The following is a 22,600-nucleotide window of genomic DNA, read 5'->3' on the forward strand; positions in this document are numbered from 1 at the left end:
TCCGTGGGCAGAAGGCCGTGGGCAGAAGGCCGTGGGCAGAAGGCCCTGGGCAGTGGGCCGTGGCATAGCGCGCCCTGCATGCATCAGGATCATATGACCGGACGCGGCGAAGGCGCTGCCAGGCGGCGGTTCCTCACCCTGGCGACGGGCGCGGCCACCGCGGCGGCCGGCCTCGGGGCCGTGACCGGCTGCGGGGCCGGCGACGCCGGCCGCCCGCAGGGCGCGGGAGCGGGGACGCCGGCCGCCGGCGGACCGGCCGGTACCACCGCGCCGGGCGGCGGCTTCGACGTCGAGGCCGAGAACGCCAGGCCCGGGAACCCCGACTGGCACGTCACCAGGGCCGGAGCCGACCCGGGCCGTCGAGGGCTTCGCCGACCGGGTGAGCGTACTGCCCGGCGAGTCGTTCGGCCTGCACGTCTCGACCACCGCGCCCCGGTTCACCGTCCGACCCATCCGGGGCACTGGCTCTTCGAGGGCACCGGTGTGAAGGCGGGCGACCGCTTCGCGCACCTGGTGGGCGTGGAGTACGACAAGGTCGACACCGGCTTCCCGACGCCCCGGCCGATGGAGATCCTGGCGCACTCCCCGGTCGTGTGCGAAGGCCGGCCCAGCCACCAGGACACGGCGTACTACACGGTGGCGAGCGGCGCGGGCGTGTTCGCCACCGGGACCATGCGCTGGGTGGAGGCCGGGACGCGACGGGGGACGGCAGCGGGCGCGCCAACCACGGCCTGGACGCGCGGGCGGGCGCCCTGACGACCCGGGTGACGGAGAACCTCCTCCGCGCCTTCGCGACGGGCCGGCGGGCCTGACGCACCCGGCGCAGGACAACGTGAAGACGGTGTACGGGACTTGAACGCCGTACGGTCTCCCGCGGTGGACCGCCCCCGGAAGGGGCGTCTAAAATCGTGATCACGGCATCGCGTGCCGGTCACCGACCGGGTGAGGCATGGAGGTGCCCGTGATGTGCCTTGCGGAGGCATTCACACATGTCAGTCATGCTCAACCACACGATCGTCCATTCCCGGGACAACCGGGAGTCTGCCGCGTTCCTCGCCGACATCCTCGGCCTTGAGGTCGGCAGCGAGTGGGGCCCGTTCATCCCCGTCGAAACCGCCAACGGCGTCACCCTGGACTTCGCGACCATCCCGGCCGAATCCATCGCCCTCCAGCACTACGCCTTCCTGATCTCCGAAGCGGAATTCGACGTCTCGTTCGACAAGATCCGGGCGGCCGGGATCGAGTACTGGGCCGACCCGCAACAGAAGCACCCGGGCGAGATCAACCACAACGACGGCGGCCGCGGCGTCTACTTCCTGGACCCGTCCGGCCACGCCATGGAACTGATCACCCGTCCCTACGGCTACCAGGAAGGCGCGGCCGGGTAGCCGCTCCTGCGGACCGGCCGGGTGGGCGCGGTGGGCCGCGGGGGGAGCCCGTACGCACGGATCACCCCCGGCCCACCCCCCTTCAGACCCTGCGGTCACGCTGGACGAGTAGATCCGAAGTGCCCGACGGTCGCCCATGGCGGGGGGCTGCTCAGCTCCTCGGCCTCGCCGGGCAGCAACGCCCTGACCCCGAGCGGCAGATCCTGGTGATCAGCGGTGATGCCGCTGGCGGGGCGGTGCTCGCGGACGACCTGCGCGACGAGGCTTCCGCTGAGGACGGAGGTCATCCAGTGGGCCGGTGATCACTGCGATCAACGGTCGTGGGCGACCAACGACCGGGTAACTGGCGCCGCGATCCTGCTGTCGTGCCAGCTCCCGACTGCCATCGCTGACTCGATCAGCTGGCGAACCGTCTGAGCCACGGATCCCCGAACCGCTGCTTCTCCCGCTCGCACGATCGTGCTACATGGCCCGGCCTGGGACTTCCTCGGCTCCGTGGGTAGAGATGTACCAGACCACGATCAGAAAGCAGCCGGTCGCTCACGCCATGGGCCACCTCCGGCGCCACCAGCCACGTCCAAGTCACCGTGCACGGGACCACGATCGGCCCGCCGACGCAGCCTCCGGCCCCACTGCGCGAGCAGAACCTGCCGGACATCCGGGCCCGCCCCCGCCTTCGCAGCCGCAGCCGCAACCCGAGGAGCCGTGTCGGGGGGCGGCGCCACCATCGCGACCTGACCAGCAAGGAGAGGCCCCATGGCCTGGTACCCCGGAGCCGTCAAGATGGAGCTCCAGCCCGAGTCGGACAGCCAGCCGGCCATCGTACCGACACAGCTGATCTTCCACTCGATCGGCGCGCCATGGACCAAGGAACGCCTGTACGAGTACTGGCGCGACGGAACCAACCTCGACTCCCATTTCGGGCAGTCCTACGACGGGAGCCTCGCCCAGTACATCGGTACCGAGACGCGCGCCGACGCCAATTACCTCGCCAACCGGCGGCCGGACGGTAGCGGCGCCGTGTCGATCGAGACCGCGTCCAACAGCGACCACACGGACCCGTGGACGGACGCCCAGGTCGAGGGCCTGATCCGGCTCGGCGTGTGGATGCACCAGCGGCACGGGATCCCCCTGCGGATCTGCCGCACGGCCTCGGACCCCGGCTACGGCTACCACCGCCTGCACGCCGACTGGTCCGTCGGCGGAACCGCCTGCCCCGGCGACGCCCGGGTCGCCCAGTTCAAGAACGTGATCTTCCCGGCCATCGTCGCCCGAGCCACGGGCCAGGCCCCCGACCCGTCCGAGGAGGACGACATGCCCCTGACCCAGGCCGACATCAACGCCGTCGCCACGGCCGTCTGGAACCACACCGAGACCAACGCCAACACGGGCGAGCCCGTCTACATGGGCGCGGTCATGGCGTGGATGGACAAGGTCCACGTCACCCAGACGGACAAGATCCTCAGGCAACTGGCCGCCACCCAGGCCGCGGTCACCGCACTCGCCACCCAACTCGGCCAGGTCCACGGGGTCGACACGGCCACCGTCGTCGCCGCCGTCCGGCAGGCCGTCGCCGAGGCCGTCATCCACGTGGACATCGACGTCACCGGCACCCCCGCCGCCACCAACTGAAAAGCACCGGTGCACGCAGAAGGCCCAGGCAGACATGATCTGACCTGGGCCTTCACCGGCGAACCACCAGTTCGCGGCAGCAGGGGCGACAGGATTCGAACCTGCGGCATTCGGTTTTGGAGACCGACGCTCTGGCCAGCTGAGCTACACCCCTTCGGTGAGGACAACCATGCCATGACGCGGCGAGAAGATCCACTCGATTAAGGAGGCGTGTCCGCCCGGCCGGCGGGCGAGGTGGTCAGATCGACCACGCGGCAGCCGGATACCGTCCCGCGACCCGACCCGGGACATGTTCTTCGAAAACTTCCTCCGGATAAGTGTTATCCCGCCTCCGCTCGACGGTCTCCCAGGTATCGGCCATCATCGACCGCCGGTACGGACAGGGAAACCTCATATGACTACACAGCACTCGGCAGATCTGGTCGCGGCCGCCCGCGCAGGCGATCCCCGCGCGCAGGACGAGCTGGTCGGCACCTACCTGCCGCTCGTCTACAACGTCGTCGGGCGTGCCCTGAACGGGTCAGTCGACGTGGACGACGTCGTGCAGGACACGATGCTGCGCGCGCTCGACGGCCTCGGCGCCCTCCGCTCGGACGAGAGCTTCCGGTCCTGGCTGGTGGCGATCGCGATGAACCGCGTACGAGCGTACTGGCAGGCCCGGCGCACCGCGCCCGGCGAGAGCGGCCTGGAGGCCGCCTGGGAACTCGCCGACCCCGGTGCCGACTTCGTGGACCTGACCGTCGTACGGCTCCAGCTGGAGGGCCAGCGGCGCGAGACGGCCCGTGCCACCCGCTGGTTGGAGCCCGACGACCGGGCGCTGTTGTCACTGTGGTGGCTGGAGTGCGCGGGTGAGTTGACCCGGGCCGAGGTGGCCACGGCGCTGGAGCTGTCCCCGCAGCACACGGCGGTGCGGGTGCAGCGGATGAAGGCGCAGCTGGAGTCGGCCCGGGTGGTGGAGCGGGCGCTGGAGGCGCAGCCCCCGTGCGAGATGCTGCGGGCGGTGACGGCCGGCTGGGACGGGCACCCGTCCACGCTGTGGCGCAAGCGAATAGCCCGGCACGCGCGGGAGTGCATGCGGTGCGCGGGGCTGTGGGGCGGGCTGCTCCCGGCGGAGGGGCTGCTGGCGGGCCTGGCACTGGTGCCGGTCTCGGTGGTCCTGCTGGACAACGTGCGGTCGGCGGCGGCCGCGACGGGCGGTTTCGCCCCCGCGGGCGCGTCCTACCCCGCCCCTCCGGGCGACGGTGGCTACGCGAGCCACGCCGCCGGTGCCCACCCGGCCGGAACCGCCCACCCGGGTGGAGCCGCCCACCCGGGCGGCGACGGCGGCACGGATCTGGCCGACGCCGCCACGCAGCTGAGCCCCACGGTCTCCGCTCAGGGCGGCCTCCCGGACCCGGACCCGGCCATGGCCGGCGGCCGGAGCCTGCTGCGCAAGCGCCGGCGCAGCCGCCGGCGGGCCGTCGGCGGCGCGGTGCTCGCCGCGTGCGTCGCGGGAGGCGGGCTCACCTACCTCGGGGGCTTCCCCGGCTCCGGCGGCAAGGACGGCCGGGACACCGCCGCCCCGGTGAACGCGCTCTCGGCCCCGGAGTCGGCGGCCGCTTCGGCGTCGGCCTCGGCCTCGCCGTCCCCCTCCGCCTCCGCTTCGGCCCCGGCGTCCGCCTCCCCGTCGGCGTCCGCCTCGCCGAGCCCGTCCGCCGGGAGTGCGAGCCCGAAGCCGACCCCGTCCAAGCCTGCCCCCCGCTCCTCGGCGCCGGACCCGGCTCCCGCGCCCCAGGGGCCCGTGGGTCAGGTGGTGGCCCTGGTCAACGCCGAGCGGGCGAAGGCCGGCTGCGGCCCGCTCAAGGACGACGCGCAGCTGCGGGAGGCCGCCCAGGGGCACTCCGACGACATGGCGAACCGGAACTTCTTCGCGCACACCAGCCCCGAAGGCACCGACCCCGGCGACCGCACGACGGCCGCCGGGTACCGCTGGTCCACGTACGGGGAGAACATCGCCAAGGGGCAGCAGTCGCCCGAGTCGGTGATGGACTCCTGGATGAACAGCCCCGGCCACCGCGCGAACATCCTGAACTGCTCGTTCAAGGACATAGGCGTCGGGATCCACCGGGGTTCCGGCGGCCCCTGGTGGACGCAGAACTTCGGCGCCCGGTGACGCCGCGCCGCCCCGACCGCCGCCCCTCCAGCTGCTTCATGTTCCGGGCAGGATAGGGCCTGGAACAGAACGAGCAGCTCAGCAAGCACCTGGCGGGGTGCGCCGGTCGGGGTCTGGGTGAAGAACCAGCGGGCCGCGGCCCGCCGCGAGGGCCGGGGCTCGCTGTCGGAGGGGTGTCGCGAGTCCCAGCTGCCCCGGCCGCGACGCAGCCGGGCCGAGAAGTGGGCCGACCGCCTGGCCGCGGCCCGGCAGTTCCACGCGCGGGAGCAGCACCTGCGGGTCCCCCGCAAGCATGTGGAGCGCTTCGACGCCCTGGGCATGCCCTGGTCGTCCTCCGCCTGACCGGACCGAACGGACCGACCTAGCCGACCGAGCCGACCGAGCCAACCAAGCCGACTGGAGCGGCCGGAGCCACCGGAGGCACCGGAGGCACCGGAGGCACCGGAGCGACGCGAACTCACCGGGCCGGCCGAACCGCTCGCATCCGCACACCGGTCGATCGGAATCGCTCACTTCACGGCAGATCGGCGGTTTGTCGTGTGATGAGCCGGTGTTCGGAGAAATACATCCCTGTCAGCGTGCGGTCCGCGAGGCCCGGGGAGGCCTGGTGACATCAGCCCGACGCAGTGTCGTCCTCACGGCCGCCCTGTGCGCCGCGCTCGCGCTCGGCGGATGCCAGGACCAGGAGGGAACGACGCCCGACCGGAACGGGGCGCCCGTGTGGGGGCAACCCGCCCCGCAGATCCCGTCCGTCCTCATCGGGGACTGGAGCGGTGGGACCACCGACGGCTTCCGGTCCTCCGTGTGGAGCTTCCGCGCGGACGGCTCGTACCACCAGAACATCGGCGGCGCCGTCCTCACCGGCCGTTTCACCGTCAGCGGGAGCAGGCTGGCGACGTACCCGGACGGCGGGGGCGGACCCCTCACCTTCCGGTGGGCCGTCACCCAGGACGGCCGCACCCTGTACCTCGACGGCGAGAGCTACCTCCGCTTCGGTTGACCCCGCAAGCTCCCGGGATCCCCGGCCGTTCCCTCAACCCGCCTCCGCCGCCCGGGGGATGCCCGCCGTGATCATGTCCACCAGGTGGTCCAGGGCATCCGCCGCCCCCTCCCCGTCGGCCACGGTCTCCGGGGCGGTGTGGGGCACGGCCCGGCGGAGCTCGATCCAGCCGAGGTAGGCGGCGTACGCGGCCACCGCGCGCTGCCGGGCGCTCCGGGGCGGCAGCCCGAGGTCGGCGAAGAGGGTGGTGAGGTAGTCCAGTCGGGTCCGGGTGACGCGCTGGAGCACCTCGGCGACGGCCGGGTGGTCGACCTGGGCGACGATGGCCGGCTCCAGGCCGGCGATCTCCTCGTCCCCGAGGGCGACGGCGAACAGGGCCCTGGCTCGTTTCAGCGGGTCCGGCTCCGCGTTCACCTCGTCGATGACCTCGCCGGTGGCCAGCCGCTCCCACGCCTCCAGTGCGGCGATGAGCAGGGCCTCGCGGTTCTTGAAGTGCCAGTAGAAGCTGCCGCGACTGACGGCCAGCTCCTTCGCGAGCACGTCGACCGCCACTGCGGCGACACCGCCCCGGGCGAGCGCCGCGAGCGCCGCCATCGTCCAGTCGTCCCTGGTGACCTTTCCCTTCGCCATGATCCGTACGCTACTGTATGGATTATCCATACAGCACTGTATGGAACGCCTTTCGGGGAAGGGGACCCGCCATGTCCACCCACCAGAACGAGCGCACGAACGCCGCGGTCAAGGCGGCCGCGGGGGTAGCCGCCACCGGACTGATCGCCGCGGGCGCGCTGCACGCACTGTGGACCGTCGACCCGTGGCCGCTGGGGTCGGCGGCCGAATTCGCGGAAACGGTCGTGGGGGTCTCCGAGGACCAACTGCCCTCCGTTCCGCTGACCCTGGCCGTTGCCGCGGCCCTCGGCGCCGCCGGCTACCTCGTCCTGAGCAACGGCAGGATCGCCCGCATGTTCGGGCCGGAGAAGCTCAACCGGGCCGCGCTGTGGACGCTCGCCGGAGTGCTGGCCGCCCGCGGCGCGGGCGGCCTCGTCGCCTCGGGGCTGGACCTGGGCTCCGCCCCCGAGGCCTACCGGCACTGGGACCTGGCCCTGTACTCGCCGCTCTGCCTGGCCCTGGCCGGCCTGACGGGCTTCGTCGCCCGCCGCACCGCCGGCCGCGGGACGCTCCGGACCCGCCGGGACCGGACCCGGGGCCGTGCCGCGCAATAGCGGCGGCGGCCCCGCGGCTCAGTGGTGGAAGCCCGAGCGGGGCGCGACCGCCGGCTGCGGCGGGGGCGCGGCCTTGAGGTGCTCCACCGCGCGGCGCAGGTCCTCGACGAGCAGGGCGACCTGGTCCCGGGTCACCCCGTGACGGATGAGGACGCGCTGGATGAGAGTGTCGTCGCGGTCGGCGGGCAGCGGGTACGAGGGCACCTGCCAGCCCCGCATGCGCAGCCGGTCGGAGAGGTCGTAGAGGGTGAAGCCCGCCGACGCGGGGTCGGTGAGCCGATAGGAGACGGCGGGCAGGGCGCCCTGGCCGTCGTAGAGGAGGGTGAAGGGGCCCATCGCGGCGATCTCGCCCGCGAGGTAGGCGGCGGTGTCGGCGCACACCTGGTGGACCCGCCGGTAGCCGCCGCGGCCAAGCCGCAGGAACAGGTAGTACTGGGCGATGACCTCGCCGCCGGGGCGGGAGAAGTTGAGGGCGAAGGTCGGCATGTCGCCGCCCAGGTAGTCCACGTCGAAGACGAGGTCCGACGGCAGCAGGTCGGAGGTGCGCCACACGATCCAGCCGACGCCGAGGGGGGCGAGCCCGTACTTGTGGCCGGACGTGTTGATGGACGCGACGCGCGGCAGCCGGAAGTCCCAGACCACGTCGGGGTGCAGGAAGGGGGCGACGAAACCGCCGCTGGCACCGTCCACGTGGATCGGGACGTCCCAGCCGGACTCGCACTGGATCCTGTCGAGTTCGGCGGCGATCTCGGCGACGGGCTCGTAGGTACAGGTGTAGGTGACGCCGAGGATGGCGACCACACCGATGGTGTTCTCGTCTACGTAGGCGGCGAGCTGGTGCGGCAGCAGGCCGGTCGCGCCCTCCTCCACCGGGACCTGGCGCAGCTCGACGTCGAAGTAGCGGGCGAACTTCTCCCAGCACACCTGGACGGGCCCGCACACCAGGTTGGGCCGGTCGGTGGACAGGCCCTGGGCCTGTCTGCGGGCGCGCCAGCGCCATTTGAGGGCGAGTCCGCCCAGCATGGCGGCCTCGCTGGAGCCGGTGGTGGAGCAGCCGGTGGCGGGGCCGCCCTCGGCCGGGGAGCGCCACAGGTCGGCCAGGATGTTGACGCAGCGGGCCTCGATCTCCGCGGTCTGCGGGTACTCGTCCTTGTCGATCATGTTCTTGTCGAGGCACTCGTTCATCAGCTTGTGCACGCCGTCGTCGGACCAGGTGGTGCAGAAGGTCGCGAAGTTCTGGGCGGCGTTGCCGTCGAGGAGGAGCTCGTTGTGGAGGAGCTGGTAGACCACCTCGGCGGGCGAATGCTCCTCGGGCATCCGGTACTTGGGGAGGACCTGGCCGCTCAGGACGGACGTGAAGACGTCCGTTCCGGTGTCGGCTTCGCCTGCATCCTTCGCCTTCGTCTCATGAAGAGCCATATTCGGACTATAGGCGACATAACCCCCATATCCCCGCTTCGAGTTCCGGCCGTCTCCACGACGTGACCCCGCGCATACCCGGTCGGCCGCAGCAGGAGAAATTACTGTCCAGTAGGATACTTTCCGATGATCTTCCCGTTCCGGCCGTTCAAATCGATCAGAACGGGAAGATCGACCATATTGTTCTATTGGCAACTTATCCGCCCATGTCCGGATAGTAGTCAACTCTGTGTGACGGCCTGATAACCCTTCGGGCCATGAACAAGATCACCCGCCGGCAGGCCTTGGGCACCACCGCCGGCGCGCTCACCGCTCTCGGCATCGCCGGCGCCACCGCGCACGCAGCCGCCACCGACTCCCGCGCCGCGCAACCCGTCGGCGCCGTCGACGAGGTGTACCAGGGCCGCCGCATCCAGATCACCCCCGCCGGAGGCGGCCACCGCGGTGGCGGCCACGGCGGCCACCACGGCGGTGGCCACTCCGCCGGACTCCCCACGGTCCTCATAGACGGCCGCGAGCTCCACGTGATGCGCAACGCCGACGGCACCTGGATCAGCGTGGTCAACCACTACGAGACCTTCACCGATCCCCGCACGCTCGCCCGCGCCGCCGTGCGCGAGCTGCAGGGCGCCGTCCTCGCCCCCTTCGCGCCCATGGGAGGCTCGGCATGACCGTCCGCAAGAACCAGGCCACGCTCACCGCCGAGGAGAAGCGCGCCTTCACCAACGCGCTGATCGAACTCAAGCGCACCGGCGTCTACGACCGGTTCGTCACCACGCACAACGGGTTCATCATGAGCGACACCGACTCCGGCGACCGGGTCGGCCACCGCTCCCCCTCCTTCCTGCCGTGGCACCGCCGCTTCCTCATCGAGTTCGAGGCCGAGCTGCAGAAGGTGGACGCGAAGGTCGCCCTCCCGTACTGGGACTGGACCGCGGACCGCACCTCCCGCGCCTCGATCTGGTCCCCCGACTTCCTGGGCGGCACCGGTCGGGCCCGCGACGGCCAGGTCATGGACGGCCCGTTCGCGTACTCGGGCGGGAAGTTCCCCATCAACGTCCGGGTGGACGGCCGCAATTACCTGCGCCGCTCGCTCGGAACGGGCGTGGCCGAGCTGCCGACCAAGGCCGAGGTCGACGCCGTCCTGAACATGCCGGTCTACGACACGGCCCCCTGGAACAGCTCCTCGAACGGCTTCCGCAACCACCTGGAGGGCTGGCGCGGCGCCAACCTGCACAACCGGGTGCACGTCTGGGTCGGCGGGCAGATGGCCACCGGCGTCTCCCCCAACGACCCGGTGTTCTGGATGCACCACGCCTACGTCGACAAGCTGTGGGCCGAGTGGCAGGCCCGCCACCCGCAGTCGCCGTACCTGCCCGCGGCCGGCACGGCGAACGTGGTGGACCTGAAGGACACCATGCGGCCGTGGAACGACGTCACCCCGGCCGACATGCTGGACCACCGCACGTTCTACACCTTCGACACCGAGCCGGCCGCGGCCGCCAGCCAGCGGTAGTGCAGCTCGGGGCGACCCACCTGGCCGTACCGGGGGGTGCGGTCCGCGCGGCCGGTGTCCACCAGGTGCTCCAGGTAGCGGCGGGCGGTGATCCGCGAGATCCCGGCCGCCTCCGCCGCCCCGGCCGCGGTCAGCCCCTCGGGCGTCGACCGCAGCAGCGCGGCGACCCGCTCCAGGGTCGGCGCGCTGAGCCCCTTCGGGAGCTCGGCGGGCAGCGGGGTGCGCAGGGCGGCCAGCGCCCGGTCCACGTCGTCCTGCCCCGCCGCCTCCCCCGCCGTGGAGCGGAACTCGGCGTAGCGCAGCAGCCGTTCGCGCAGCGTGGGGAAGGCGAAGGGCTTCAAGACGTACTGGACGACCCCGAGCGACACGCTCTCGCGGACCACGGCCAGATCCCGCGCCGAGGTCACCACGATCACGTCGACCGGATGCCCGGCGGCCCGCAGCCCGCGCGCGAAGCGCAGCCCGTGGCCGTCGGGCAGCCCCAGATCGAGCAGCAGCAGGTCGACCCGGGTCCGCTCCAGGACCCGGGTGGCCTCCGCCAGCGAGTGGACCACGCCGACCGCGGTGAAACCGGGCACCCGGCCGACGTACAGCGCGTGCGCGTCCGCGGCGACGGGGTCGTCCTCGACCACCAGCACGCGCACCGCGGGCCCTCGGCCCGCACCCGTCCCGGTCATGCCGGCACCCCCTTCCCGATGGGCAGTCGTACGGTGAAATCGGCTCCCCCGCCCGGCACTTCGGCGGCCTCCGCGGTGCCGCCGTGCCGCAGGGCCACCTGCCGGACGAGCGCGAGGCCGAGTCCCCGCCCCTCCCCCTTCCCCGACCAGCCCCGCCGGAACACCTCGGCCGCGGCCCCCTCGGGCAGGCCCGGCCCGTTGTCGGCCACGCGGATCAGCAGCCCGTCCTCCTCGGGGCGCACTGTGACCTCGATCCGGGCGCCCGGGGCTCCGGTCAGCGCGTCCAGGGCGTTGTCGAGGAGGTTGCCGAGCACGGTGACCAGGTCGCGGGACGGGAGCGCCTGGAGACCGGGGGCGCCGCGCCCGGATCCCGCCGCGCGGCTGTCCCGGGTCACCACCAGTTCGACCCCGCGCTCGTGCGCCTGGGCGGCCTTGCCCAGCAGCAGCGCCACCAGCACCGGCTCACCGACGGCCGTGACCACCTCGTCGGTGAGGGCCTGGGCCAGCTGGAGTTCGGCGGTGGCGAACTCCACCGCCTCGTCCGCACGGCCGAGTTCGATGAGCGAGACCACGGTGTGCAGCCGGTTGGCCGCCTCGTGGGCCTGGGACCGCAGCGCCTGGGTGAACCCTCGCTCGTGGTCCAGCTCCCCGGTGAGGGACTGCAGTTCGGTGTGGTCGCGGAGGGTGACCACGGTGCCCCGGCGTCCGCCGCCGGCAACGGGCGCGCTGCTCAGGACCAGCACCCGCTCCGCGGTCAGGTGCACCTCGTCCACCCGGGGCCGGTCGGCGAGGAGCGCCCCCGTCAGCGGGGGCGGCAGCCCGAGGTCGGCGACCGAGCAGCCCCGGAGGTTCCCGTGCAGGCCCAGCAGTTCGCGGCCGGCGTCGTTGATGAGGGTGATCCGGCGCTGCCCGTCGAGCATCAGCAGCCCCTCGCGGACGGCGTGCAGGGCCGCCTGGTGGTAGTCGTACACACGGCTCAGCTCGGCCGCGTTCATGCCGTGCGTGTGGCGGCGCAGCCGGGCGTTGACGACGTACGTGCCCACCGCACCGAGGGCGAGCGCCCCCGCCGCGACCCAGACGAGGGCGGAGAGCTGCGCGGCGAGGCGGGCGCTGATCGCGCGGACCGTGATGCCGGAGCTGACCATGCCGATGACGCGGCCGTCGTCGAGGAGCGGGGTGACCACGCGGATGGACGGGCCGAGGGTGCCGGTGTAGGTCTCGCTGAAGGTCTCGCCGCGCAGGGCGGGGGCGGTGTTGCCCAGGAAGGGCTCTCCGATGCGCCGCGGGTCGGGGTGGGTCCAGCGCCGTCCGTCCGGGGCCATGATCGTCACGAAGTCCACCTCCGAGTCGACGCGGACGCGCTCGGCGTAGGGCTGGAGCTCGGTCGTCGGGTCGGTGCCGCGCGCGGCCCCCCGTACGGCCTCCAGGACGGCGGGCGAGTCGGCGACCGCGCGGGCCACGGCCCCGGCCTGGCGCCGGGCGGCGTCCTCGGCCTGCCCGTGGGCGGTGGCGTACGCGAAGACGGCGCAGCCGGCGACGACCACGGCGACGAGCAGCACCTGCATGGCGAAGAGCTGGCCGGCGAGGCTGCGCGGCGGGCGGGGGAAGCGGAGCATGGCGCTCAGTGTGCACCGGGGCATGAACTCAATGAACGCAACGGTGACCGGGGTCACAAGGCTGGGCGATGGTCTGGCGGGACGATTTTCACCACCAGGAGGCGAACGTGGCCGCCAGACGCGACAAAACCCACTACCTGTACATCGCGGTGATCGCCGCGGTGGTGCTCGGCATCACCGTCGGCTTCGCCGCCCCCGGCGTGGCCGTGGAGCTCAAACCGCTGGGCACCGGCTTCGTGAACCTCATCAAGATGATGATCTCTCCGGTGATCTTCTGCACGATCGTGCTGGGCATCGGGTCGGTCCGCAAGGCGGCGAAGGTGGGCGCCGTGGGCGGTCTCGCCCTCGGCTACTTCATGATCATGTCCACGGTGGCGCTGGCCATCGGACTCCTGGTCGGGAACCTGCTGGAGCCGGGCAGCGGCCTGCACCTGACGGAGGCGGCGAAACACGCGGGCGAGGCGCAGGCCAAGGCGGGCGGGGCGCAGACGACGCAGGAGTTCCTGCTCGGGATCATCCCGACGACGCTGGTGTCCGCCTTCACCGGCGGCCAGGTGCTGCAGACCCTGCTGGTGGCGCTGCTGTGCGGGTTCGCGCTGCAGGCCATGGGCCCGGCGGGCGAGCCGGTGCTGCGCGGGATCGGGCACGTGCAGAAGCTGGTGTTCCGGGTGCTGGCGATGATCATGTGGGCGGCGCCGGTGGGCGCGTTCGGCGCGATCGCGGCGGTGGTCGGGGCGACCGGGATCGACGCGCTGAAGTCGTTGGCCGTCATCATGATCGGCTTCTACGTGACCTGCCTGCTGTTCGTGTTCGTCGTGCTCGGCGCCCTGCTGCGGCTGTGCACCGGCATCGGCATCCTCACGCTGCTGCGCTACCTGGGCCGGGAGTTCCTGCTGATCCTGTCGACCTCCTCGTCCGAATCGGCCCTGCCGCGGCTGATCGCGAAGATGGAGCACCTGGGCGTCTCCAAGCCTGTGGTCGGCATCACCGTGCCGACGGGCTACTCCTTCAACCTGGACGGGACCGCGATCTACCTGACGATGTCCTCGCTGTTCGTCGCCGAGGCCATGGGCAAGCCGCTCGCCCTGGGCGAGCAGATCTCACTGCTGCTCTTCATGATCATCGCGTCGAAGGGCGCCGCCGGCGTGACCGGCGCGGGTCTGGCCACGCTGGCCGGCGGACTGCAGACGCACCGGCCGGAGCTGGTCGAGGGCGTCGGGCTGATCGTGGGCATCGACCGGTTCATGAGCGAGGCCCGCGCCCTGACGAACTTCGCGGGCAACGCGGTGGCCACGGTGCTCATCGGTACCTGGACGAAGGAGTTCGACCGCGAACGGGCCGCCGAGGTCCTCGCGGGACGGCTGGAGTTCGACGAGGCCACGCTGGTCGACGACGGGCACGGTGCGGAAGCCCCCTCCGTACCCGGCCAGTCGGCCGTCGCCAAGGACGGCGTACCGGCGTAACCGGCCGACCGGCCACGGGCCGGCCGGGCAGGGCTCGCCCCCACGGCGCCCGGCCCGGCCGGCTCTCGCCCGGCCCGACCGGCCCACTGATCCCACCGATCGTTTTCAGCCATTCGATCTTCAGTTCGGCTGCGCTAAAAGGTACTTCCGCCCAGGGGCACGCGTCTGACATCTTGCGTCCACCACTTGTTTCATACTGCCCGGTAACTGCCTTGCGTACGCCGGGCATCGGAGGACGCATTGATACCCCACATATCCAGCCGACCCCGACGTACCCTGGTTCTGGCCGCGACGCTCGGCGCGGCCCTCGCCCTCGGAGCGCCGGCGGCATTCGCCGGCACCCCCGTGGTGCCGTCCGGCCCGTCCGCCGCCGCCAAGGCCCCCGCCAAGGCCCCGGCCGCGGCGCCGACTTCCCAGAGTGCGACCTGGGTTGCCGGCACCCGCGCCTACCTCGTGATCACCGCTCCCGGTGACAACCCGGCCGTGCGCTCGGCCATCACCGCCAACGGCGGCACCGTCTTCTCGACGTTCGACGCCATCGGCGTGATCGTCGCCCACTCCTCCTCCGCCAACTTCGCGACCGCCATGCGCGGCGTCAGCGGCGTGCAGCAGGTGGGCGCGACCCGCACCTCGGACATTCCGGCCGACGCCTACAACCCGGCGCTGCCCGCCAACCCGGCGCAGTCGACGACCCCGGCCGGCGAGCCCGTCCGCGCCGACATGAGCCAGATCAAGGCCGACCAGGCCTGGGCCGTGACCACCGGATCGTCCGCGGTCAAGGTCGGCATCCTGGACACCGGCGTGGACGACCAGCACCAGGACCTGGCCCCGAACTTCAACGCCGCCGACTCGGTCTCCTGCGCCTACGGCAAGCCCGACGCGCGCGCCGGCGCCTGGCGGGACGTCGGCGACCACGGCACGCACGTCGCCGGGACGGTGGCGGCCGCCAAGAACGGCAAGGGCGTCATCGGCGTGGCCCCGAGCGTGAAGATCTCCTCGGTCCGCATCGCCGAGCCGAACACCTCGCTCTTCTTCGCCGAGAACACCATCTGCGGCTTCGTCTGGGCCGGCGACCACGGCTTCAAGGTCACCAACAACAGCTACTACACGGACCCGTGGCAGTTCAACTGCCCGGACAACGCCGACCAGGCCGCCATCATCGAGGGCGTCCGGCGCGCCCAGGAGTACGCCGAGGGCAAGGGCTCGCTCCAGGTCGCCGCGGCGGGCAACGAGAACTACGACCTCGCCAACAAGACGACCGACACCGCCAGCCCGAACGACTCGACGCCGGTCACCCGCACCATCACCAACGCCTGCCTCGACATCCCGACCGAGCTGCCCGGCGTGGTGACGGTCGCCGCCAACGGCGACGGCGTCACGAAGGCCAGCTTCTCCAACTTCGGGCGCGGCGTCATCGACGTCTCCGCCCCGGGCGGCAACGTCTACTCCACCGTCCCCGGCGGCAAGTACGGCTCCAAGAGCGGTACCTCGATGGCCTCCCCGCACGTGGCGGGCGTCGCTGCGCTGATCGCGAGCACCAACCCCGGCATCACCCCGGCGCAGATCCGCGAGAAGCTGGCCACCCAGGCCAACGACATCCCCTGCCCGGCGGACGGCCGTTGCACCGGCACCACCGCCAACAACGGGTTCTTCGGCGAGGGCCAGGTCGACGCCCTGAAGGCGGTCGGCAGCACGCCCCCGCCCGGCAAGTTCTTCGAGAACCCGGGTGACTTCGCCATCGGCGACAACACCACCGTGGACAGCCCGCTCACCGTCAGCGGCGTCACCGGCAACGCGCCGGCCGCCCTCAAGGTGGGCGTGAAGATCGTGCACACCTACATCGGCGACCTGAAGGTGGACCTCATCGCCCCGGACGGCACCGTCTACACGCTGCACAACCGGACCGGCGGCAGCACCGACAACATCAACCAGGTCTACACGGTCAACGCCTCCTCCGAGGTGGCGAACGGCACGTGGAAGCTCCGGGTGAACGACAACGCGGGTGGCGACACCGGCCGCATCGACGCCTGGAACCTCACCTTCTGACACAGGACGCCATAGGCGCCGCAGGCATCACAGGCATCACAGCACGTACACGCGCAGGCCATCGGGGAGCGGCGTTCCGCCCCCGGTGGCCTGCGCCGTTCCCGTCCCGCGGCTACCGGGTCCGCAGCACGCAGTCCCCGCACAGGCCGCCACCGGGCACCTGGTAGTACAGGCAGCAGCTGCGCCGGACGAAGGCCACGCCGAGGCCCTCCTCGTGGACGAGGGTGCCGGTCCCGCCGAGCGGCCCGCCGTCGGCCAGCAGGCCGGCCGCCAGGGCCACCGCCGGGCCGCCCGGCACCCGGTCCAGCAGCACCCGCAGCGCCCCCACCAGCCCGGACGCCGCGTTCCCGCGCAGCACCTTCGGCGAGACCCCGTAGCGCTCCCGAAGACCCGCGTCGAGGAGTTCCAGGTTCCCGAGGACGGTCGCCCCGACCTCCGCGGCCGGCCGGGCCCCCTCGCCGGGCGCGGGCAGCCACAGCTCCAGCGAGCCCGCGGCGGGCAGCCGCCACCACACCCGGTCCGGCGCCAGGTCCGGCACCCGCCCGCCCAGCGCGGCGCAGCCGAGGCCCAGGGACCACAGCCGCGAGGCGATCCCGAACTGCGCGGTCGAGGCCGCCACCCGGCCGGGGCCGGTGCCGATCCGCCGGCCCACCTCGGCCACGTACGGGCCGAGGAGGTCCTCGTACAGTCCGGTCAGGGGTCGGAAGCCGTCCCCGGGCGGCTCCTTTCCGTACGGCACGGCGAAGAACGGCCCCACGGCCGCCAGGCGGCGCAGTACGTCGTCCATGTCCATACCGGAGATGATCTCAGGCGGCGGGCGCGTCCCCGACGGACCCCGCCCCCTGCCGCACGGGCTCCCCCGCCGGTACGCCGTGCCGCGCGGGCCCGGAGCCGCGCCGGCCGGCCTGGGCCCACCGGACCGCCGGGCCCATGGCGTACGAGGCGGCGAGCAGCACCGCGCCGAGCAGCAGCCAGCCGGGAATGCCCCACAGCAGGAGCAGGGAGGTCAGCACCGTGGGGCCCAGGGTCCGGGCGATCGGCACGCCCGTCCCGAAGAACCCCTGGTACTGGCCGATCCGCTCGGCCGGGGCGAGCGAGAAGCCGACCTGCCAGGACCCGGCGGACTGCCGCATCTCCCCGTCGGCCTGGAGCACGGCGCCCGCGACGAGCAGCGCAGCGGCGGCCCAGCCGGCCCCGGGCAGCGCCGAGAGGGCGAACACCGCGCAGGAGGCGGCCATGACCAGGCCGGACACCCGTACCGCCCGCCGTGCGCCGTCCAGGTCGGTCACGGGCCGCGCGATCCGCACCTGGAACAGCATGACGGCCACCGTGTTGAGGACGAACAGGGCCGAGACGAGCCAGCCGGGGGCGGTGGTGCGCTCCGCGATCCACAGCGGGATCCCGAGGCTGAGCAGCGGCATCCGCAGCAGCAGGACCGCGTTCAACAGGGTCACGAGCGCGTAGGGCCGGTCCCGGAGCACCTCCAGCCGCGGCTCCCCCGCGGCCCGCCCGGGCGCGGGGGCCACCCGGGGCAGCCGGAGCAGGACGGCGGCGCAGACGAGGAAGCTCACCGCGTCGAGGGCGAGCGCCGCCAGGTAGGCCCGCTCCGTGCCGATGCCGAGGGCGAGGCCGCCCAGCGCCGCGCCCAGCGCCAGCCCGGCATTGAGCACGGCCTGGAGGTGGGCCAGCACGCCCGTGCGCTCCTGCCCGGGCACGAGGCCGGCGAGCAGGGCCTGCCGGGCCGCGGCGAGCCCGCACTGGGCGATGGCGTAGCCGGTGACGGCGGCGAGGAAGGCCCCGTACGAGCGGACGAACAGGAAGGAGGCGACGCAGGCGGCGGTGGCCAGCGCCAGCACCACGGAGGTGCCGCGCGGGCCGCGCCGGTCGGCGAGTGCCCCCAGCGGGATCCCGGCGACCGAGCCGACGGCCCAGGCGAGGGTGAGTCCGAGGCCGATCTGGGCGGGTGAGAGGCCGACCACACCGGTGAAATAGAGGGCCGAACAGACGTAGTAGGCGCCGTCACCGACGGAGTTGGCCAGCTGTGCGGCGGCGAGCCGGCGGGGTGATCCGGGCGCGGGGAGTATCCGTGTCGTCACCCGTTCATTCCACCAGTGGAGTGGCCCATGCGAGTGGTCCACTCCGGCAGCGTTCTCCCGGGCCATTTCACGCGCGTCGCGCCCCCCTCGGCCCGCTTCCGGCAGGCCCGGCAGGATGTCCGGCAACGTCCGGTTGACGTCTGCCGCCCGGGCCGCGTCGGACGGGTGTCCGGCGGCGCCTCGGTCCGCGCGCATCGTCGCAGGTCAGAGGTGATAAAACCGGTGTACGGCGATCTTCGGGGCGGCCGTCCGGGGGGCCGTCGAAAAACATGGCCGTGCCGTTGCCATTTTGGGGGTTCATGCGAGCCCGTAATCGGGCTACATTGAGCCACTCGCGTTCACCTGACATCTCGTTGCCTTTCACCCACGTTTTGCGCGGGGGGTGACGTCAGGCGCGCAGACTGTACAACCACCCCACCGCCCAGAAGGACCGAAGGCTCCGTGCCCGTACCCGTACTCCTCGCCGGCCGCACCGTGCGGCTGGAGCCCCTCGCCCCGCACCACGCCGAGGCCTTGGCCATGGCCGGGGCCGAGGATCGTACGACCTACGCCTTCACCCCCGTACCCCACGGGGTGCAGGCGTCCCACGAGTACATCGAACGCGCCCTCGCCGATCAGGCGGCGGGCCGGTCGCTCCCGTTCGCCGTGGTGAGAGCCGCGGACGGCCTGGTTGTCGGTTCCACCCGGTTCCTGGAACTGGACTACTGGCAGGGGCCCCTGGTGTGGCCGGCCGTGCCCGGCGTCCCCTTCGGTGATCCGCTGGCGGCGATCCCGGATGCCGCCGAGATCGGGAACACCTGGCTGTCCCCGAGTGCCCAGGGCACCGGGATCAACACGGAGGCGAAGCTGCTCATGCTGCGCCATGCGTTCGAGACCTGGGGCGTGCGACGGATCTCGCTGCGCGCGGACGCCCGCAACGTTCGCTCGCGCGCCGCGATGGAGCGCCTCGGGTTCACCCCGGAGGGGGTGCGCCGGGCCCATTCGCGGGGGCTGGACGGAGTCGTGCGGAGCACCGCCTTCTACTCGATCCTCGACGAGGAGTGGCCGGCCGTCCGGTCGATCATCGAGCTGAGGCTCTCGGCCCGGGCCCCGCGCAAGCGCCGGCGCAAGACCCTCGTTCCGGCGTAACGGTCCTGCACGCGGTTCCGCGCACCGGTCATGCGCGGACCGCACCCGATCACACCCGACCTCACCTGACCGCATACGGGCGCACGCGGGCGCCCGCAGCCGCACCCGGCCCCCGCCCCGACCTCTGCCCGGCATCCGCCGGGGCGGGGTCCGGGGCGGGGGCCGCTGCCGTCCGGCGACGGAAGCGGAGCCGGAAGCGGAAGCGGAAGCGGATCGGATCGGCAGCATCGGTCGCCGGGGGCGTACGGCCCTGCGAGCACCCCGGCCGGGGCGGGGCCCTGAGCTCCGTCGATCCGTCAGGCCTTCGGCAACGAACGCCCCCAGAGCAACCCAAGAGCTGGAAAAAAACGGAACCGGGGAACACGTAGGCTCATCCTTCGAACGGAAGAGACCGACCCCCCGATGGGGCAGCACCAGCCGGAGAGCAACCGCACATGTCGTACTCACCCGACGGACAGCACCAGCCGTACCGGTCGGAAGGGCAGTACCGTCAGCAGCCCTACGGCACCTCGTACGCACAGCCGTACGCACCCCGGCAGCACCAGCCCCCCTACGGGCCCCCGCAGCCGCACCACGAGGAGCAGGGACCCGAGGAGACCCGGCGGCCGCGGCGCGGCCGCCGCTGGCTGATGGTGGGCGTGTCCTTCCTCGCCCTGGCCGGCATAGCCGCCGGCGTGATGTGGCACTTCGAGATACCCCCGTTCACCGACAAGGGCAAGGACGTCTCCTTCGGGAAGCCCGCCGCGGGCGGCAAGGGCGGGACCGAGGTCAAGCAGAACCCGAACTCCAAGGCGCTGATGCCGACCGGCCCGGCGGCCGAGTTCAAGAACTCGATGACCCTGAACGACGGCACCCACGTGGCCGTCACCGTGCTGGACGGCAAGAAGTCCGGCTTCAAGGGCAAGGTCTGGGTGTGGGCGCCCAAGGAGTACAACGACCCGAAGTTCGCCAAGAGCGGCTTCCCGGTCCTGATCGCCCTGCCGGGCGGCGCCGGCTACCCCAGCAACTACTGGATGGGCACGGACCTGGGCCTCCAGACCAGCATCAGCAAGTGGTACGCCGAGGGCAAGAGCAAGCCGTTCCTGCTGGCCATGCCGGTCCTCAACCCGTCCGGTGACGAGAAGGGCATCTACTGGGACGGCTCCGACATCCCCGACCAGCCCAAGATGGGCACCTGGCTGACGGAGGACGTGCCGGACCTGATGAAGGCGAACTTCCGCACCATCAAGTCGCGTGACGGCTGGGCCTTCATGGGCTCCTCCACCGGTGGCTTCGCGAGCCTGAAGTCCGTGCTCAAGCACCCGGACAAGTTCAAGGCCGCCATCTGCTCCGGCCCGGACGTGGTGCCCGACTCCCCGCTGTGGAAGGGCCACGACAAGGAGAAGGCCGAGAACGACCCGGGCACTCTGGCGAAGGCCCTGATCGACAAGAAGGGCCCGGAGGTCTACCTCGCCTTCCAGGTCGGCGACAACGAGAACAACAAGAAGACCCTGCCCGACGTGCAGAAGTGGATCGCGACCTACGGCAAGGGCCCCGTCCACACCAGCATGAGGGTCATCCCGAACGGCCAGCACAACGCCAAGACCTACGTGCCCGGCATGGGCGAGGGCCCGATCCAGTTCATCAGCAAGGTCATGGAAGGCCCGGTGGAATAACCGCCGGCACGAACTCCTCCGTCTCCTCGCTCCGCGGCCCGCCGAACACCATCGGCGGGCCGCCGCCGTCCCAGGCCGCCCAGCCGGGGCTGCCGGACACGGCGAAGCGCACCCAGGCCGCGTGCATCCGGTCGGCGAGCTCCTGCGGGGCGCCCGGGCCGGCCAGGTGCTGTCCCTCCGGCACGGCGAGGGTGTCGAAGACGAAACCCAGCTCCAGGGCGTGGCAGGCGCCCAGCCCCGGGATGCCGGACGGCCAGGCGAACTCGTACAGGAAGCTCGGGGCCGCCGACGGGTCCGCGGCGCGCGCCCCGGCGAGCCGGCGCAGCGGGTCCCGCAGCAGCCGGTCCGTGAGCAGCTGGCCCGCGATCTCGGCCGGGCTCGCCCCGGGCAGCGCCTCACGCAGGGCCTGCACCGCGGCACGGTCCTTGCCGCTGCGGGCCCGGGCCAACGCCACGGCGAGCGGGCCGAGCCGGTCCAACAGCCGCAAGGCGCCGGTGGGGGCGAGCCAGAGCCGGTACTCCTCGCTCGTCCAGCCGAGCAGCAGCGGCACGTCGGCGGCCCGGGCGGCGGCCTCCCGCAGCGGGTCGCCGGGCAGCGTGCCGGGGTCGGTGACGAGTCCGAAGGTGGGCCCGGCGGCGAGGGGGCTGGAGCGGCGCGCGGCGGCGCCCTGGGCGGCGAGCAGGTCCGGTAGCGGGACCGCGGCGAAGGCCGCGGCGGTCGCGGGCACCTTCAACAGGGCGGCCATCCGCCGGACCATGGCCCGTACCCGCTCGCGCGGCAGCGCCTCGGGGGCGCCGCTCTGCAGGGCGGCCTGTGCGAACAGCCCGGCGGCGCGCGGGGCGGCGAGCAGGGCGCCGACGCTGATCGCACCGGCGGACTCGCCGAACACCGTGACCCGGCCGGGGTCCCCACCGAAGGCCTCGATGTTCTGCTGCACCCAGGTGAGGGCGGCGATCTGGTCGAGCAGGCCGCGGTTGGCGGGAGCGTCCGGGAACAGCCCGTACCCGAGGACCCCCAGGCGGTAGTTGGCCGAGACGAGGACCACCCCGTCGCGGGCGAAGGCGGAGCCTTCGTAGACGGGGACGGCGGAGGAGCCGCGGGTGAGCGCCCCGCCGTGGAGCCACACCATCACCGGCAGGCGCGCCGCGGGGTCCGGGTCCGGGGTCCAGACGTTGAGGTTGAGGCAGTCGTCCCCGGGGATGTCCGGGTCGGACAGCAGGGCGGCGAACCGCGGCGGGTAGGGCACCTTGGGAGCGGTGGGCCCGTACGCCCCGGCGTCGCGGACGCCCTCCCAGGCGGCCGGGGGTTCGGGGGCGGCGAACCGCAGGGGGCCGACGGGCGGGGCGGCGTACGGGATGCCGCGGAAGACGGCGGTCCCGGCGGGTCCGGTCCGACCCTCGACCACGCCGTTCCGGGTCTTCGCCCGGGGTCGGCCGCCGCCCGCTGCGCTCATCGCGTCCTCCGTGGAACCGTTGCAGCCGGCACGTCCGGCGCGGTCTTCCAGTGTGCCGGCAAACCACCGCGCGCGTTTCGCACAGGCGCCCCACGGGTGACGGGGCGTGCCCGGTCCGGGGGTGCCCGGGTTGGAC

Annotated in this window: 20 protein-coding genes and 1 tRNA gene; 13 read left to right on the forward strand and 8 right to left on the reverse strand. The window is 72.6% G+C overall.

Annotated elements, in window-relative coordinates; genetic code table 11:
* Window positions 1-78: 78 nt before the first annotated feature.
* The 3 genes from ACFVGY_RS01150 (at window position 79) to ACFVGY_RS01160 (ending at window position 3,020) form a co-directional block, all read left to right on the forward strand.
* Entirely contained in the window at window positions 79-756 is a 678-nt protein-coding gene (locus tag ACFVGY_RS01150) for a N,N-dimethylformamidase beta subunit family domain-containing protein (RefSeq protein ID WP_385668985.1), read from the forward strand.
* A 233-nt stretch (window positions 757-989) separates the two neighbouring features.
* Window positions 990-1,388 (forward strand): VOC family protein, encoded by a 399-nt coding sequence (locus ACFVGY_RS01155; RefSeq protein WP_385668988.1) that lies wholly within the window; start codon window positions 990-992, stop codon window positions 1,386-1,388.
* A gap of 756 nt (window positions 1,389-2,144) precedes the next feature.
* On the forward strand, window positions 2,145-3,020 hold the full coding sequence (locus ACFVGY_RS01160) for an N-acetylmuramoyl-L-alanine amidase (RefSeq protein WP_385668991.1): 876 nt from the start codon (window positions 2,145-2,147) through the stop codon (window positions 3,018-3,020).
* Window positions 3,021-3,100: 80 nt separating this feature from the next.
* Here ACFVGY_RS01160 and ACFVGY_RS01165 read toward each other — a convergent pair.
* Window positions 3,101-3,174, reverse strand: a tRNA-Trp gene (locus tag ACFVGY_RS01165).
* A gap of 240 nt (window positions 3,175-3,414) precedes the next feature.
* On the opposite strand from ACFVGY_RS01165, the gene ACFVGY_RS01170 reads away from it, so the two are divergent.
* The 3 genes from ACFVGY_RS01170 to ACFVGY_RS01180 all read left to right on the forward strand — a co-directional run bounded on the left by ACFVGY_RS01170 (window position 3,415) and on the right by ACFVGY_RS01180 (window position 6,172).
* Window positions 3,415-5,172, forward strand: a complete 1,758-nt coding sequence (locus ACFVGY_RS01170) for a sigma-70 family RNA polymerase sigma factor (RefSeq protein WP_385668994.1) — start codon at window positions 3,415-3,417, stop codon at window positions 5,170-5,172.
* A 117-nt stretch (window positions 5,173-5,289) separates the two neighbouring features.
* Window positions 5,290-5,514 (forward strand): hypothetical protein, encoded by a 225-nt coding sequence (locus ACFVGY_RS01175; protein ID WP_385668997.1) that lies wholly within the window; start codon window positions 5,290-5,292, stop codon window positions 5,512-5,514.
* Window positions 5,515-5,779: 265 nt separating this feature from the next.
* The gene (locus tag ACFVGY_RS01180) at window positions 5,780-6,172 is read left to right on the forward strand and encodes a hypothetical protein (protein ID WP_385669000.1); all 393 of its coding nucleotides are present in this window, start codon (window positions 5,780-5,782) and stop codon (window positions 6,170-6,172) included.
* Window positions 6,173-6,205: 33 nt separating this feature from the next.
* Here the strand turns inward: ACFVGY_RS01180 and ACFVGY_RS01185 are convergent, their stop codons facing one another.
* On the reverse strand, window positions 6,206-6,802 hold the full coding sequence (locus ACFVGY_RS01185) for a TetR/AcrR family transcriptional regulator (protein ID WP_385669003.1): 597 nt from the start codon (window positions 6,800-6,802) through the stop codon (window positions 6,206-6,208).
* Between the two features lie 71 nt (window positions 6,803-6,873).
* Here ACFVGY_RS01185 and ACFVGY_RS01190 point away from each other — a divergent pair, with 71 nt between their 5' ends.
* Window positions 6,874-7,395: a DUF3995 domain-containing protein gene (locus ACFVGY_RS01190; RefSeq protein WP_385669006.1), complete on the forward strand. Its 522-nt coding sequence runs from the start codon at window positions 6,874-6,876 to the stop codon at window positions 7,393-7,395.
* 18 nt (window positions 7,396-7,413) lie between these two features.
* On the opposite strand, the gene ACFVGY_RS01195 is transcribed toward ACFVGY_RS01190, so the two are convergent.
* The gene (locus tag ACFVGY_RS01195) at window positions 7,414-8,814 is read right to left on the reverse strand and encodes a glutamate decarboxylase (RefSeq protein WP_385669009.1); all 1,401 of its coding nucleotides are present in this window, start codon (window positions 8,812-8,814) and stop codon (window positions 7,414-7,416) included.
* 257 nt (window positions 8,815-9,071) lie between these two features.
* Between ACFVGY_RS01195 and ACFVGY_RS01200 the strand changes: the two genes are divergently transcribed.
* Both ACFVGY_RS01200 and ACFVGY_RS01205 read left to right on the forward strand, forming a co-directional pair.
* Window positions 9,072-9,485, forward strand: coding sequence for a tyrosinase cofactor (locus ACFVGY_RS01200; RefSeq protein ID WP_385669012.1), 414 nt, complete (start codon window positions 9,072-9,074; stop codon window positions 9,483-9,485).
* Window positions 9,482-10,330, forward strand: coding sequence for a tyrosinase family protein (locus ACFVGY_RS01205; RefSeq protein ID WP_385669015.1), 849 nt, complete (start codon window positions 9,482-9,484; stop codon window positions 10,328-10,330). The genes ACFVGY_RS01200 and ACFVGY_RS01205 overlap by 4 nt, the downstream gene beginning before the upstream one ends.
* Here the strand turns inward: ACFVGY_RS01205 and ACFVGY_RS01210 are convergent.
* Together ACFVGY_RS01210 and ACFVGY_RS01215 are read right to left on the reverse strand one after the other, a co-directional pair.
* Window positions 10,285-11,007: a response regulator gene (locus ACFVGY_RS01210; protein ID WP_385669018.1), complete on the reverse strand. Its 723-nt coding sequence runs from the start codon at window positions 11,005-11,007 to the stop codon at window positions 10,285-10,287. The genes ACFVGY_RS01205 and ACFVGY_RS01210 overlap by 46 nt on opposite strands.
* The gene (locus ACFVGY_RS01215; RefSeq protein WP_385669021.1) at window positions 11,004-12,623 is read right to left on the reverse strand and encodes an ATP-binding protein; all 1,620 of its coding nucleotides are present in this window, start codon (window positions 12,621-12,623) and stop codon (window positions 11,004-11,006) included. The genes ACFVGY_RS01210 and ACFVGY_RS01215 overlap by 4 nt, the downstream gene beginning before the upstream one ends.
* A 68-nt stretch (window positions 12,624-12,691) precedes the next feature.
* Between ACFVGY_RS01215 and ACFVGY_RS01220 the strand changes: the two genes are divergently transcribed.
* Both ACFVGY_RS01220 and ACFVGY_RS01225 read left to right on the forward strand, forming a co-directional pair.
* Window positions 12,692-14,086 carry a cation:dicarboxylate symporter family transporter gene (locus ACFVGY_RS01220; protein WP_385669024.1) on the forward strand — a complete coding sequence of 465 codons (1,395 nt, stop codon included), beginning with the start codon at window positions 12,692-12,694 and terminating at the stop codon, window positions 14,084-14,086.
* A 240-nt stretch (window positions 14,087-14,326) separates the two neighbouring features.
* Window positions 14,327-16,132, forward strand: a complete 1,806-nt coding sequence (locus ACFVGY_RS01225) for a S8 family serine peptidase (RefSeq protein ID WP_385669027.1) — start codon at window positions 14,327-14,329, stop codon at window positions 16,130-16,132.
* A 112-nt stretch (window positions 16,133-16,244) separates the two neighbouring features.
* On the opposite strand, the gene ACFVGY_RS01230 is transcribed toward ACFVGY_RS01225, so the two are convergent.
* A complete protein-coding gene (locus ACFVGY_RS01230; protein ID WP_385669030.1) occupies window positions 16,245-16,925 on the reverse strand; it encodes a (2Fe-2S)-binding protein in 681 nt (226 codons plus the stop codon).
* Window positions 16,926-16,938: 13 nt separating this feature from the next.
* Window positions 16,939-18,228 (reverse strand): MFS transporter, encoded by a 1,290-nt coding sequence (locus ACFVGY_RS01235; protein ID WP_385669033.1) that lies wholly within the window; start codon window positions 18,226-18,228, stop codon window positions 16,939-16,941.
* 441 nt (window positions 18,229-18,669) lie between these two features.
* Here ACFVGY_RS01235 and ACFVGY_RS01240 point away from each other — a divergent pair, with 441 nt between their 5' ends.
* Together ACFVGY_RS01240 and ACFVGY_RS01245 are read left to right on the forward strand one after the other, a co-directional pair.
* Window positions 18,670-19,356, forward strand: coding sequence for a GNAT family N-acetyltransferase (locus tag ACFVGY_RS01240; protein WP_385669036.1), 687 nt, complete (start codon window positions 18,670-18,672; stop codon window positions 19,354-19,356).
* A gap of 434 nt (window positions 19,357-19,790) precedes the next feature.
* Window positions 19,791-21,011 (forward strand): alpha/beta hydrolase, encoded by a 1,221-nt coding sequence (locus ACFVGY_RS01245; protein ID WP_385669039.1) that lies wholly within the window; start codon window positions 19,791-19,793, stop codon window positions 21,009-21,011.
* On the opposite strand, the gene ACFVGY_RS01250 is transcribed toward ACFVGY_RS01245, so the two are convergent.
* Window positions 20,989-22,464, reverse strand: a complete 1,476-nt coding sequence (locus ACFVGY_RS01250; RefSeq protein WP_385669041.1) for a carboxylesterase/lipase family protein — start codon at window positions 22,462-22,464, stop codon at window positions 20,989-20,991. The two genes, ACFVGY_RS01245 and ACFVGY_RS01250, sit on opposite strands and share 23 nt — an antisense overlap.
* Between the last annotated feature and the right edge of the window lie 136 nt (window positions 22,465-22,600).

The organism is Streptomyces sp. NPDC127106 (genome assembly GCF_042677605.1).
In the GTDB taxonomy this organism is placed as follows: domain Bacteria; phylum Actinomycetota; class Actinomycetes; order Streptomycetales; family Streptomycetaceae; genus Streptomyces.